This is a genomic window from Streptomyces sp. NPDC002825, from assembly GCF_040295385.1.
Taxonomy (GTDB): Bacteria; Actinomycetota; Actinomycetes; order Streptomycetales; family Streptomycetaceae; genus Streptomyces.
Window position 1 is genome coordinate 55,397 of sequence record NZ_JBEOVH010000037.1, and the last position, 12,647, is coordinate 68,043.

At 74.4% G+C, this 12,647-nt stretch carries 10 protein-coding genes; 4 read left to right on the plus strand and 6 right to left on the minus strand.

The window, feature by feature from the left end; all coding sequences use genetic code 11:
• Positions 1-56: 56 nt before the first annotated feature.
• Positions 57-752: a CAP domain-containing protein gene (locus ABT041_RS33845; RefSeq protein WP_351191750.1), complete on the plus strand. Its 696-nt coding sequence runs from the start codon at positions 57-59 to the stop codon at positions 750-752.
• A gap of 17 nt (positions 753-769) precedes the next feature.
• Here ABT041_RS33845 and ABT041_RS33850 read toward each other — a convergent pair whose 3' ends face one another.
• The 6 genes from ABT041_RS33850 to ABT041_RS33875 form a co-directional block, all read right to left on the minus strand.
• Positions 770-2,245, minus strand: coding sequence for a sigma-70 family RNA polymerase sigma factor (locus tag ABT041_RS33850; RefSeq protein WP_351191752.1), 1,476 nt, complete (start codon positions 2,243-2,245; stop codon positions 770-772).
• An 88-nt stretch (positions 2,246-2,333) separates the two neighbouring features.
• Positions 2,334-2,627: a hypothetical protein gene (locus tag ABT041_RS33855; protein ID WP_351191754.1), complete on the minus strand. Its 294-nt coding sequence runs from the start codon at positions 2,625-2,627 to the stop codon at positions 2,334-2,336.
• Between the two features lie 118 nt (positions 2,628-2,745).
• Complete coding sequence (locus ABT041_RS33860) at positions 2,746-4,965, minus strand: NADP-dependent isocitrate dehydrogenase (protein WP_351191756.1); 2,220 nt, start codon at positions 4,963-4,965, stop codon at positions 2,746-2,748.
• 43 nt (positions 4,966-5,008) lie between these two features.
• Positions 5,009-6,082: a phosphatase PAP2 family protein gene (locus ABT041_RS33865; RefSeq protein WP_351191758.1), complete on the minus strand. Its 1,074-nt coding sequence runs from the start codon at positions 6,080-6,082 to the stop codon at positions 5,009-5,011.
• Between the two features lie 106 nt (positions 6,083-6,188).
• Positions 6,189-6,479 carry a hypothetical protein gene (locus ABT041_RS33870; protein ID WP_351191760.1) on the minus strand — a complete coding sequence of 97 codons (291 nt, stop codon included), beginning with the start codon at positions 6,477-6,479 and terminating at the stop codon, positions 6,189-6,191.
• 44 nt (positions 6,480-6,523) lie between these two features.
• Positions 6,524-8,365 (minus strand): glycoside hydrolase family 15 protein, encoded by a 1,842-nt coding sequence (locus tag ABT041_RS33875; protein WP_351191762.1) that lies wholly within the window; start codon positions 8,363-8,365, stop codon positions 6,524-6,526.
• Between the two features lie 195 nt (positions 8,366-8,560).
• Between ABT041_RS33875 and ABT041_RS33880 the strand changes: the two genes are divergently transcribed.
• The 3 genes from ABT041_RS33880 (at position 8,561) to ABT041_RS33890 (ending at position 12,575) form a co-directional block, all read left to right on the plus strand.
• Positions 8,561-9,349 (plus strand): glycosyltransferase family 2 protein, encoded by a 789-nt coding sequence (locus ABT041_RS33880; protein WP_351191764.1) that lies wholly within the window; start codon positions 8,561-8,563, stop codon positions 9,347-9,349.
• Positions 9,350-9,846: 497 nt separating this feature from the next.
• Positions 9,847-11,691: a glycosyltransferase family 4 protein gene (locus ABT041_RS33885; RefSeq protein WP_351191766.1), complete on the plus strand. Its 1,845-nt coding sequence runs from the start codon at positions 9,847-9,849 to the stop codon at positions 11,689-11,691.
• On the plus strand, positions 11,673-12,575 hold the full coding sequence (locus tag ABT041_RS33890; RefSeq protein WP_351191768.1) for a PIG-L family deacetylase: 903 nt from the start codon (positions 11,673-11,675) through the stop codon (positions 12,573-12,575). The genes ABT041_RS33885 and ABT041_RS33890 overlap by 19 nt, the downstream gene beginning before the upstream one ends.
• Positions 12,576-12,647: the final 72 nt, after the last annotated feature.

A 12,647-nucleotide genomic window follows, 5' to 3' on the forward strand; every position in this document is an offset into this window, starting at 1 on the left:
CGGTGGCTCTCCGAGCGCCGGACCGAACGGCGACCCCGGCGAGAGAGCGGAGCTCCATGCGGCACCACGACCGTCCCGGCCACTCCGACGAGCACGAGCGCACCGACCGCTTCGCGAGCCCCCGGCCGCCCGCCGGAGGCAGGCACCGGAGAGCGGGCGGGATGCGGTGGCGCGGCCCGCGCCGGCCGTCGTTCCGTACCGCCGTGACCCTCGCCGGGGCCGCGGCCGTCGTGCTCACGGTGGCGACCGGGATGTACGTGGCCGCTCCAGCGACCGGCACGACGGCCACGGCGGCCACCGCCCCGGAGCAGCCGGCGAAGGCCGCGGCAGCCGTCCCTGACCGGCCGGCGGCGACCGCCGAGAAGGCCGCTCGGTACGTGCGGGACGTCGTGGAGCTCGCCAACACCGAGCGCGAGAAGGCCGGTTGCGGGCCGCTCCGCTCCGAGGGGCGCCTGCGGGCCGCCGCGCAGGGGCACGCCGACGACATGGCGGCCCGCGGCTATTACGAGCACCAGAACCCGGAGGGCCGGGACGCGGGCGACCGGATCACCGGCGCCGGGTACACGTGGTCGACCTGGGGCGAGAACATCCACCGCGGACCGAAGACCCCGGCCCGGGCCATGGCGGACTGGATGGACAGTCCCGGGCACCGGGCGAACATCCTCAACTGTTCGTTCAAGGACATCGGCGTCGGGGTCACCCTCGCCGCCAACGGCCCTTGGTGGGTGCAGGACTTCGGCGCCAGACGCTGAAGTCCTCCGTCTCCCGTTCAGGAGGCGGGGGCGGCCAGTTTCTGCACCCAGATCCGTCCGCCGGGACCGGGCACCGACGCGACGCCGGTGTCCCGGTACCGGCAGTCGAGCATGTTCTGCTCGTGCATCGCCCCGTCCCGCCAGTCCCCGACGACGCTCTCCGGGTCGGTCGCGCCGCGGGCCAGGTTCTCGGCCCAGGCGCTCCAGTCGTACCCGGCGGCCGTGATCCGTGTGTCCGCGAACTCGCCCTCGGGGCTGCTGTGCCCGTAGAAGCCGCGCGCGACCATGTCCCGGGCGTAGCCGCGGGCCGCCGCGACCAGCCGGGGGTCGGTCCGCAGCGGGGCGCAACCGGCCTTCGCCCGGAGGTGGTTGACGAGCGCGGTGACCCGCTCCCCCGGGTCGGCGGCGGGCGTCGGGCGCGGGGTGCGCCGGGGGGTGGGGACGGCGGTCGTCGGCGCGGGGGCGGCGCCGGTGACCACCGGGCTCGGGGAGACCGTGGCCGGGGCGGTCGTCGCCGGCGGTCCGGCGACGGGCCGCTCGGGCCTGACCCGTGCCTCCGGCCGCGACGGTACGAGGAGGGCGACCGCGCCGAGGACGGCGACGGCCGCGACCCCGGCGACGGTGGCGCGGCGGAACGGGGGCCGGCGGTCGCCCCCTACGGGAGCGCTCCGCGGGTACGCCGCGTACTCCACCGCAGGTGCGTCCGCGAGCTTGGCCGCGACGGTGACCGGCGGGACGAGGCCGATGCCGACCAGGAGGCCCTCGACGGGGGCGAGTCCGCTGCGGCCGGCCGCTCGGGAGGTGCAGGCGTCGCAGCCGCGCAGATGGCGGGCGATCCGCTTGCGCCACAGCGGGGAGGGCCGCCCGTCCCAGGCCGTGAGGATCTCCGTCAGCTCCGGGCAGGGCGGCAGCGCGTCCAGGGCGCGGACCACGGCACGGCCGGTGTCGAGGCGTTCCCTCATCCGCTGGACGCGGACGGCGGCGTGCGCCGGGGTGACGCCGAGTCCTTCGGCGAGCTCGGCGCGGGTGAGTTCGCCGGCGGCCTCCAGCCACCACAGGGCGAGGAGTTCGGTGTCGTCCTCGTCGAGCCAGCGGGTGGCGCGGGCCACGTCGCGGCGCTGCCCGGAGAGGCCGAGGCGGAGGATGGTGAGCTCGGTGAAGTCGCCGGCCGGGTCGGCGAGGTCCGTGGCCCGGTCGAGGCCGGGGACGGGCGCCCGACGGCGTTCCTGCCAGCGGCGCCGTATGCCGTTCATGGCGATGGCGACGAGCCAGGACCGGAAGCGCGCGGGGTCGCGGAGGCCCGCGAGCCCGTCGAGGGCGCGGACCATCGTCTCCTGGACGATGTCGTCCGTGTCCGCGTGGCCGTCGAGTGCCCGGCCGACGATGTTGTGGACGAGCGGAAGGTGGTCGCGGACCAGGGTGTTCCTTGCCTCCGCGTCACCTGCCCTGGCCGCCTCGACCAGCGCGGTGGTGCGTCGCTCGTCGCTGTGCATGGGTCTGCTCCCTCATCCCTGGTCCGAGTCCCCCGTCGTCAGGAGACCCGTGGGCAAGGGAGGGATAACACTTTTCGAAGGCCCGCGGCTACAGCGGTGGCGCCGTGGGCAGGGTCGGGACCGTGGCCCCCTTCCCCTCCCGGACGGCCGCCACGACGGCGTCGTGCAGATCGCGGCTCTCCTCCTCCGAATCGCACGGAACGGGACTGCCCGACATGGTGAACCAGTCGGACGCGCCGCTGTACTGCACGGCCACGCGTGCCTCGCGATCGGCGAACGTCGTGTGCACGGTCACATCGCCCGTGAGGACACCCGCCTCGTCGGTCAGCACCCCACCTCGCCCGGTGTAGACACCGGCGGTCGTCCAAGATGCCCAGCTCATGCCCTCCAGGGTCACACCGGTGGGTGAGATGCGCCACCGACGGGACCGCCCCGGCCGGAGGGATTCCGGCCGGGGCGGTACGGTCGCGCGACGGGGGCGGACGACGGTCCGCGCCGGATCAGGCGAGGGAGGCGACGGCCTCGTTGAACGTGGCGGACGGGCGCATCACGGCCGCGGCCTTGGCCGGGTCGGGCTGGTAGTAGCCACCGATCTCGGCCGGGCAGCCCTGGACGGCGACGAGCTCGTCGACGATCTTCTGCTCGTTTGCGGAGAGGGTCTCGGCGAGCGGGGCGAAGGCCTTCGCCAGCTCGGCGTCCTCGGTCTGGGCGGCCAGCTCCTGGGCCCAGTAGAGGGCCAGGTAGAAGTGGCTGCCGCGGTTGTCGATACCACCGAGGCGACGGGTCGGCGACTTGTCCTCGTTGAGGAAGGTGCCGGTGGCGCGGTCGAGGGTGTCGGCGAGGACCTGGGCGCGGGTGTTGCCCGTGCTGGTCGCGAGGTGCTCGAAGGAGGCGGCCAGGGCGAAGAACTCGCCGAGGCTGTCCCAGCGGAGGTAGTTCTCCTTGACGAGCTGCTGGACGTGCTTCGGGGCGGAGCCGCCGGCGCCGGTCTCGAAGAGGCCGCCGCCCGCCATCAGCGGGACGACCGACAGCATCTTGGCGCTGGTGCCCAGCTCCAGGATCGGGAAGAGGTCGGTCAGGTAGTCGCGCAGGACGTTGCCGGTGACCGAGATGGTGTCCTCGCCGCGGCGGATGCGCTCCAGGGAGAACTTGGTGGCCTCGACCGGGGACAGGATCTGGATGTCCAGGCCCTCGGTGTCGTGCTCCGGCAGGTACTGCTTGACCTTGGCGATGATCTGGGCGTCGTGGCCGCGGTTCTCGTCCAGCCAGAAGACGGCCGGGGCGCCGGTGGCGCGGGCGCGGGTGACGGCGAGCTTGACCCAGTCCTGGATGGGCAGGTCCTTGGTCTGGCAGGCGCGGAAGATGTCGCCCTCGGCGACCTCCTGCTCCAGGAGGACGGCGCCCTTGGAGTCGACGAGGCGGACGGTGCCGGCCTGGGCGATCTCGAAGGTCTTGTCGTGGGAGCCGTACTCCTCGGCCTTCTGCGCCATGAGGCCCACGTTCGGGACGGAGCCCATGGTCGACGGGTCGAAGGCGCCGTGGGCGCGGCAGTCCTCGATGACGGCCTGGTACACGCCGGAGTAGCTGTGGTCCGGCAGGACCGCGAGGGTGTCGGCCTCCTGGCCGTCCGGGCCCCACATGTGGCCGGAGGTGCGGATCATGGCCGGCATCGAGGCGTCGACGATGACGTCGGACGGCACGTGCAGGTTGGTGATGCCCTTGTCGGAGTCGACCATCGCCAGGGCGGGGCCGTCGGCGAGCTCGGCCTCGAAGGAGGCCTTGATCTCGGCGCCGTTCGGGAGGGCGTCGAGGCCGCCGAGGACGGTGCCGAGGCCGTCGTTCGGGGACAGGCCGGCGGCGGCGAGCGCCTCGCCGTACTGGGCGAAGGTCTTCGGGAAGAAGGCGCGGACGACGTGGCCGAAGACGATCGGGTCGGAGACCTTCATCATCGTGGCCTTGAGGTGCACGGAGAAGAGCACGCCCTCGGCCTTGGCGCGGGAGACCTGCTCGCCGAGGAAGGTGCGCAGGGCGGCGGCGCGCATGACGGCGGCGTCGACGACCTCGCCGGCGATGACCTTCAGCGGCTCGCGGAGCTCGCTGACGGTGCCGTCGGCGGCGGTGAACTCGAAGCGGAGGGTGTCGTCCTCGGCGATGACGACGGACTTCTCCGTGGAGGCGAAGTCGTTCTCGCTCATCGTGGCGACGTTCGTCTTGGACTCGGGGGTCCAGGCGCCCATGCGGTGCGGGTGGGTCTTGGCGTAGTTCTTGACCGAGCCCGGCGCGCGGCGGTCGGAGTTGCCCTCGCGCAGGACCGGGTTGACCGCCGAGCCCTTGATCTTGTCGTAACGGGCGCGGACGTCCTTGTCCTGGTCCGTCTGCGGGTCGTCCGGGTAGTCCGGGAGGGCGTAGCCCTGCGCCTGGAGCTCGGCGATCGCGGCCTTCAGCTGCGGGATGGACGCCGAGACGTTCGGGAGCTTGATGATGTTGGCGCCCGGCGTCTTGGCCAGGTCGCCGAGCTCCGAGAGGGCGTCGGCGATGCGCTGGCCCTCCTCCAGGAACTCGGGGAAGACGGCGATGATGCGGCCCGCGAGGGAGATGTCACGCGTCTCGACCGTGACTCCGGCCTGCGAGGCATACGCCTGGACCACGGGCAGGAACGAGTACGTCGCCAGGGCAGGCGCCTCGTCAGTGTGGGTGTAGATGATGGTCGAGTCAGTCACCGGGTGCTCCGCTCCACGTCTGCGTATGCGAGATTGCTCGACATCAAGATATCTCGTGATCGTGCTCCTCGGTAAAGGGCCCCACGAGCTCGGCGTCGCGCGGGACGCCGGCGGCCTCGACGAAGGGTCCGCCGAGCCGGTACGCGGCGGGGGGACCGTCCACGTCGACGCGCCGGAGCACGGCGAGCAGGATCAGCCCGGCGGCGGCGACCACGCCGGCGGCGAGGGCCTGGCCGCAGCGGTGCGCGAGGCGTAGCTCGGCCGGGTCGTACGGGGCGGCGGCCGGCAGCGCGAGGGTGTCGCCGAGCAGCCAGAACCCGAGGCCGAGGCCGCCCAGTGCCAGGAGGGCGAGCGGGATGGTCACCGGGAGGCCGGGCAGGGCCGGTCCGCGGCGGGGGCCGGGGCGGACCCTGCCCCGGCGGGCGATGACGGCGAGGAGGCCGGAGGTGACGGCCAGGACGACGAGGGCGGCCGCGATGACGTCGCCGGGCCGGTGCTGTCCCGCCGCGATGGTGTACGCGCCGACGGCGGCGGCCCAGAGGGTGGCGGCGCCCACGGCGAGGGCGCGCTGCCGGTAGGGGACGACGAGGACCAGGCCGAGGGCGATGCCGAGGGCGAGCGTGGTCTGGGCGCTGGGGAAGCCGCTCGGGACGAGGGCGCCGGCGGGGCCGACGATCCGGGGGCGGGGGGCGTAGCGCTGGAGGAGCCCGGTGACGGCGAGGGCGGTGACGACCGCTCCGGCGGCGGCGCCGGTGAGGACGTACCGCTTGCGTATGAGACCGGTGGCGAGGAGGGCGACGCAGCCGAGGACGAGGGAGAAGGTGGTGAGCCCGGCGAGGGAGGGGTGCTCGCGGAGCAGGGTGACCGCGGCGGAGTCGGCGCGGCGGCCGGTGACGGCGGCGTCGCCCCAGCGGCGGCCCGTCGCGGTCAGCACGAGTCCCGCGTAGACGACCGTGAGGAGGAGGACGGCCCCGAGGCAGGCACGGCGGGTCCGGGTCCGGACCCGTGTGCTGAACGAGCCGGCGGCCTCGCCGGCCACGGCGGCGTACCACCAGGTGTCACCGGACTGGAGCGGCCTCGGGGAGCCGCCGGCGCGGAGCCTGTCGTAGGAAGCCATGCCCCGATTCGAACCCACGCGCGCCCGTGGCGCCCGCTGGACTCACCCGAACGACACGTGGGGGCTCCACGCCCGGCGGGGACCGCTCGCGTCCTCCGGGGGCGGGTCAGCGGTTCCGGCGCGGGACCCGGGCCATGGTGAGGAGGACGCCGCCGGCGATGAGGCCGAGGAAGGTCGTGCCGCCCAGGGCGGCGCGGGCAGCGACGCCGTCCGTGAGCTGCGCGCACGCCTGGAGGGCCATGGCCGCGCCGATGGCCAGCTGCCCCCAGCCCTGGAGCGCCGGGCGGGCGACGCGCCGTCGCTGCCCCGACGGCGCATGGCCGGCGCGGAGCGAGCCCGCTCCGCGGATCACGAGGAGGAGCGCCAGCGCGCTCGGTATGACGACGTACCAGTTCATGTCCGCCCCCCGACCCCCAGGCCCCGCGCCGGAGTCGGGCGCGATCATGCCACAGCGAGCCGGCCGACGCGGTCGCGGTCGTGGCGGCGCGTGCCGTACAGGGTGAAGGCCGTGTTCACCAGGGCGACGTGACTGAGCGCCTGGGGCGTGTTGCCGAGCTGACGGCCCGCCACCGGGTCCCATTCCTCGGCGAGGAGCCCGACGTCGTTGCGGACGCCGAGGACCCGCTCGAAAACGGTCCGTGCCTCGTCGGCGCGACCGGTCATGGCGAGGGCGTCGGCGTACCAGAAGGTGCACGCGACGAAGCTCCCCTCGGTGCCGCCGAGGTCGTCGAGCTCGTGCGTGCCGCCGTCCCGGACGTCGCCGTACCGGCGCAGGAACCCGTGGTCGTCGAGGCGTTCCATGGCCCGGACGGTGCCGAGGACGCGGGGGTCGGAGGCGGGGAGGAAGCCGAGCCGTGGGATCAGCAGGGCGGTGGCGTCGACCTGCCGGCTTCCGTAGTACTGGGTGAAGGAGCCCTGTTCCTCGCTCCATCCGCGGGCGCAGATCTCCGCGTGCAGTTCGGTGCGCAGCGCCTGCCAGTGCGCGAGGGAGCCGCGCAGTCCGGCGAGGCGGGCGAGGCGGACGGCGCGGTCGGCGGCGACCCAGGCCATGACCTTGGAGTGGACGAAGTGGCGGCGTGGGCCGCGGACTTCCCAGATTCCCTCGTCGGGTTCGTGCCAGCGTCTGCCGAGGTACTCCAGGAGGGAGGCGATCAGGGACCAGGCCGCGGGGTCGAGGCCGACGCCGGCCCGGACGGCCGAGTAGACGGTGCTGAGGACCTCGCCGTAGATGTCCAGCTGGAACTGTCCGACGGCCGCGTTGCCGAATCTGACGGGCAGTGAGTTTTCGTAGCCGGGCAGCCAGTCGGCGTGCGTCTCGGGGAGCCGTCGCTGCCCCTCGACCCCGTACAGCGGCTGGAGGTCGGCGGGGTCGCCCGCGACGGCGCGCAGCAGCCAGTCGGTCCAGGCCAGCGCCTCCCTGCGGTATCCGCTGCGGAGCAGACAGGAGAGGGTGAAGGTGGCGTCGCGCAGCCAGCAGAAGCGGTAGTCCCAGTTGCGGCGGCCGCCGATGGACTCGGGGAGGGACGCGGTGGCGGCGGCGACGATGCCGCCCGAGGGGGCGTAGGTGAGGGCCTTGAGGGTGAGCAGGGAGCGGAGCACGGCCTCGCGGGCGGGTCCCTCGTAGCGGAGGGTGGCGGCCCAGTCGTTCCAGAAGGCGAGGGTACGGGCGAGGGCGGCGGCGACACCGGCCGGCGAGGCGGGCGGCGGGGCGGGCGCGTGCGAGGGGCTCCAGCCGAGGACGAAGGCGACCTGGCGGCCGGCGGTGACGGTGAACTCGCAGCTCGTCCGGTCGGGAGTGACGTCCAGTGCGACGCCGGGTCCGCAGGAGAGGTGGGCGGCGTCCGGGCCCGCGAGGTAGACGACGGTCCGCCGGTCCAGGGCGCGGGTCCAGGGCACGATGCTGCCGTGGTCGAAGCGGACCCTCAACTCCCCCCGTACGGCGACCCGTCCGGCGATCCCCTCGACGACCCGGACGATTTTCGGGGAGTCCTCGCCCAGGCTGCGCGGCGGCATGAAGTCGGTGATCCGGACGGTTCCGGAGAGGGTCTCCCAGACGCTGTCCAGGACGAGCGTGTCGCCGCGGTAACTCCTGCGCGTGCAGCGGCCGCTGCCGACGGGGGCGAGGATCCAGCGGCCGTGGTCCGGCTCGCCGAGGAGGCCGGCGAGGCAGGCGGGCGAGTCGAAGCGGGGTGCGCACCACCAGTCGACGGACCCGTCGGTCCCGACGAGCGCGGCGGTCTCGAGGTCACCGACGAGGGCGTAGTCCTCAATTCGCCCTGCCATGACGGGATTGTATTCCTCCGGGGTACCGCGTGCAGAAACTGCCAGGTGACAGGGGGGAATGACCGGACGGCAGAGCGGGTCATCCCTTCGCGCAGACCCGTATATTCTTCCGCTTTTCTTGACGGCCTCAGCCCGGGCGCAGGATTCTGAGAAGCGGGCCGCCGAAAGGCCGAGCCGACCACTGAGGCCGTACCGATGAGTAGCGATTCGCATGCGCACCCCCTGCGCCGGTCCACCGACCGGGCACCCCGTTCCGGCACCCGGACGGTGAGTCTCGTCCTCACGGTCCGACCGGACGGCGGGGACCCGGGGGCGGCCCTCGACCGGATCCTCGACCGGCTGCCGGCGAGCGTGCGGGAGGTCGTCCTGATCGGCGGGCCCGCCGGAGAGACCGAGGAGCGTGCCGGGCTCGGCGTGCTCCGGCTCGGGGCCTGGGACTTCACCCGGGGCGACATTCCGCACGCGGCCCTGCTCGCCGCGACCGGGGATCTGATCGTCCTGATGAACGCCGACGGAAGCATGTCGCCGCGGGAGATCCCGCATTACCTGCATTACCTGGAAAGCGGTTACGACTTCGTCAAGGGATCGCGTTTCATCGCGGGCGGGGATTACGCCGACTATCCGCTCTCGCGACGGATCGGGCACCGAGCGCTGCTGCGGGTCGCCCGTCGCCTCTACGGCCAGCACCTGACGGATCTCTGGTACGGATTCTGCGCGTTCCGCCGCCCCTTCGTGGACCTCCTCGATCTGCGCGAGGACGGGGTCGAGCTCGGGGCCGAACTCGTCACGCACGCCCTGCACTACGGGCTGCGCGTGGCCGAGGTGCCGAGCCTCGAACTGCCGCGCCGTCACGGCCCGTCGCACCCCCGCACGGTCCGCGACGGAGCCCGCATCCTCGGCGGCCTGCTCCGCGAGCGGCCGCACAACGCCCTGTCACGCCTCGCACGCGGTCCCGTTCGCGGCTCGCGCGGGGCTTCCGGTTGACGAAACGGCCCCAACGGTGCTAACGCTGAGGTGAGCAACATTTCTCGACAAACCAGACAGTGAGCGCACACCCTCGGCAGGGTCGGTTGCCGGGAGAGGCTCGTCGTGACCTCCATCCATTCCAGCCGGACGCCGGTGGCACCCGTGCCGCACCCCCTGCGGCGGGTGACCGACTGGCCCCTCGCCGATGCCCGGCGCCGCTCGCTCTGCCGTCCCCCGCACCGCCCGCAGGCCCACCCGGCCCGCCGCGCCAGCGACCGGATCGGCCTCGGTACCCCCGCGCCCCGGTGCCTGACCCGCAGGCCGCGCGGCGCGGGGCGGCGCCGCCGCGCCCGTACGAGCCACACCCACAGCGCGCGCCGCGGTCGCAGCACAAGCCGATCGTCCGGCTCATCGGGCTCACACGACCCCACCGGCACCCGCGGTGCGTCCGACCGCACCGGCCGTGAGCCCCTCCCCGCCCTCGTGAAGGCCCCGAAGCCGCGGAGGCGGGTGCCATGACGAGCCTCCGCGGGCCTCTGCTCGTCGCCGTCTCGGGACCCGACGGCGCGGGCATCTCGCCGCTGGTGCGCCGGCTCGCCACACTGCTCCGCGAGCGCGGAGTCACCGTCGTCACCGCCCCCTGCCGAAGCTGCCTCCTCTGCCGCCGGCTCCCGGTTCCGCCCCACGTGAGGGAGACGGGGGAACCGGGTGGGAACGGGTGGGCACGGCGCGCCTCGGATCCCGAGCGCCGGGGATCCCGCCCGCGCCGTGCCCACGCGTTCCTTCACGCCGCCGAGCTCGCGGCCCGGGTCTCCGCCGCCCGGCTGTTCGCGCGGGCGCGGGCGCACGGCCGGCCCGCCGTCGTCGTGACGGACCGCGGCCCGCTGGACGCCCTCGTGACCTTCGCCCCGCCGGCCTCCTCCGGGACGGCGTCCGCCTTCCGCCGGATCGCCGCGGGCTACGGTCTGACGCTCCTGCTGGAGACCGGGCCCGGGACCCACAGGGGCCGCGGCCGCGAGGAGACCCCCGTACCGCCGACCGTCCGGTGGGGCCGCTACCGGAGCTGGTCGCTGCAACTGACGGGCATCACACGCCTCGACGGCGAACGGGCTCCGTCCCTGGTGGCGGGCGCGGCCCTGGAGCGGACCCTCGACGCGATACGGGAGCGGCAGCGGCCGGCCGCCGACCCGCCGCCCGACGTGACCGGCGAGCGGCGGCGCGTGGTGCTGTCGGTCTACGACGACGCGGACGACCCCGCCCACCGGGGCGACGGCCCGCTGCTCGCCGGCAAGGTGGCGCGGCGGCTCGCCGAGGACTTCCGGGTCACCCTCGTGACGGCGGGCCGGCGCGGCGGCACCGAGGACCGGGACGGCATCCGGTACGTCCGGCTCCCGGTGGGCCGGGCGGGCCCGCGCACCGGCCGGCTGGCGTTCCTGGTGATGCTGCCGTTCGCCGCCCGCCGGATCCCGCACGACCTGTGGCTGGAGAACTTCACTCCCCCGTACTCGACGAGCTTCCTCCCCCTGACGACCGGCGCCCCGGTCGTCGGCATCGACCACGGGGGCGCCGAGGCCCCCTGGTGGCGCCACCATGTGCCGTTCTTCCTGGTGGAGCGGCTCGGCCTGCGCTGCTACCGGCACATCGTGGTGACGAACGCGGCGGACGGATCGGCGATCCGCAGGCTCAGCCCCCGGGCCGACGTGCAGGTCGTCCCGAACGGAATCGACCAGCCCTTCCCTGACGGGGCCCGGCTCGGTGCCGGGCAGTTCATCCTCTTCCTGGACCGGATCGACACCTGGGCGAAGGGCCTCGACCTGCTGCTCGACGCCTACGACGGGGCCCGGCCCCCGCTCGACCTGCTCCTCGCGGGCACCGGCACCCCCGCGGAGGAACGCCGGCTCGCCGCGCTCCTCGCCACGTACACCCGCGGCTCCGGGTCCCGGATCCACTGGGTGGGGCCCGCCGGGGAGGACCGCAGACGCCAACTGCTGCGCGACAGCGCCTTCCTGGTGATGCCGTCCCGGCACGAGACCTTCGGCCTGGTGGCCCTGGAAGGCATGGCGTACGGCAAACCGGTGCTGCACTTCGACCTGCCCGCGCTGCGCTGGATGCGCGACGGCGGTGATGTGGCCGTGCTGCCGTTCGACGTGGCGGCGTTCGGGGCGCGCATGACCGAACTCGCCACGGACACGGCGCTCCGCCGCCGTCTGGGCCACCGCGCCGGGATCGCGGCGCGGCACTACACCTGGGACGAGACGACGGGCCGCTATCTGGCCCTGGCCCATCGGCTTCTCGACTCACCCGCCGCCGCACGGCGGCCGAGGAAGAGGGGTGCGTCGTCATGGCAGACGACCCGCTGACCGGTTTCGTCCGCACCGTCCTCGGCACCGGCGTGCCGATGCTCGTGCTCTCGCCGCATCTGGACGACGCCGTGCTGTCCTGCGGCGCGCTGCTCGGCTGGGCGGGGCGGCGGGCCCCGGTCACGGTCGCCACGCTGTTCACGGAGGCCGCACCCCCTCCGTACACCCTGTCCGCCCGGCAGTACCTGAAGCGGGCCGGGGCCCAGGACGCGGAGGAGCTGTTCGCCGACCGGCGCCGGGAGGACCGCAGGGTCCTCGACCTGCTCGACGTCGACCTGCTCCATGTCGGCCTGGTCGACGGGCTGTTCCGGCGGCTGCCGGACATCGGCCCGGGCGCCGCCCGGCTGGCCCGGCTGCTGCCCGAACTGGCGCACGTGTACCCGACGTACCGGCTGCACCTGTCCCGCGGCCGGGTCTCCGACCACGACGCCGAGGCGCTGCGCGTGGCCGGGGAGACCGTCGACGCGCTGCTGCCCGCCCGCTCCGGCGGCCTGGTGCTCGCGCCCCTCGGCGTCGGCGGTCACGCCGACCACGTCCTGGTCCGCACCGCCGCCGAGCGCTGCGGCCGCAGGGTCGTGTACTACAGCGAGTTCCCGTACAACCAGACGACCGCCGCCGACGTGGAGTTCACCCGCCGGCACCGTCTGGTGGCCCGCGCCTGGGAGCGGGACCTCGACCGGAAGGCGGAGCTGATCCGCGGCTACCGGACACAGACCGAGGCGCTGTTCCCCGGGGGCGGCATCCCGCGGGCGCCCGAGGTGTATCTGCTGCCCGGGGCCGACACCGCCGTGCCCCGGGGCGCCGGCCCCGACTCCGGAACCGGGCCCGCCGAGCGGACGCGCCTGCGCGGCACCCGGGCCCGTACCGCGGGAGGTGTGGGGTGAACGCCCCGCGCACCGCCCCCGCCCCTGTCCCCGCCCCCGCGCCCGCGGCGACCGGGCGGGCGGCCCCGTGCC

Coding starts and splice junctions, on each gene's coding strand:
- ABT041_RS33845 (WP_351191750.1), top strand. CDS start 57: ATGCGGCACCACGACCGTCCCGGCCACTCCGACGAGCACGAGCGCACC.
- ABT041_RS33850 (WP_351191752.1), bottom strand. CDS start 2,245: ATGCACAGCGACGAGCGACGCACCACCGCGCTGGTCGAGGCGGCCAGG.
- ABT041_RS33855 (WP_351191754.1), bottom strand. CDS start 2,627: ATGAGCTGGGCATCTTGGACGACCGCCGGTGTCTACACCGGGCGAGGT.
- ABT041_RS33865 (WP_351191758.1), bottom strand. CDS start 6,082: ATGGCTTCCTACGACAGGCTCCGCGCCGGCGGCTCCCCGAGGCCGCTC.
- ABT041_RS33870 (WP_351191760.1), bottom strand. CDS start 6,479: ATGAACTGGTACGTCGTCATACCGAGCGCGCTGGCGCTCCTCCTCGTG.
- ABT041_RS33875 (WP_351191762.1), bottom strand. CDS start 8,365: ATGGCAGGGCGAATTGAGGACTACGCCCTCGTCGGTGACCTCGAGACC.
- ABT041_RS33880 (WP_351191764.1), top strand. CDS start 8,561: ATGAGTAGCGATTCGCATGCGCACCCCCTGCGCCGGTCCACCGACCGG.
- ABT041_RS33885 (WP_351191766.1), top strand. CDS start 9,847: ATGACGAGCCTCCGCGGGCCTCTGCTCGTCGCCGTCTCGGGACCCGAC.
- ABT041_RS33890 (WP_351191768.1), top strand. CDS start 11,673: ATGGCAGACGACCCGCTGACCGGTTTCGTCCGCACCGTCCTCGGCACC.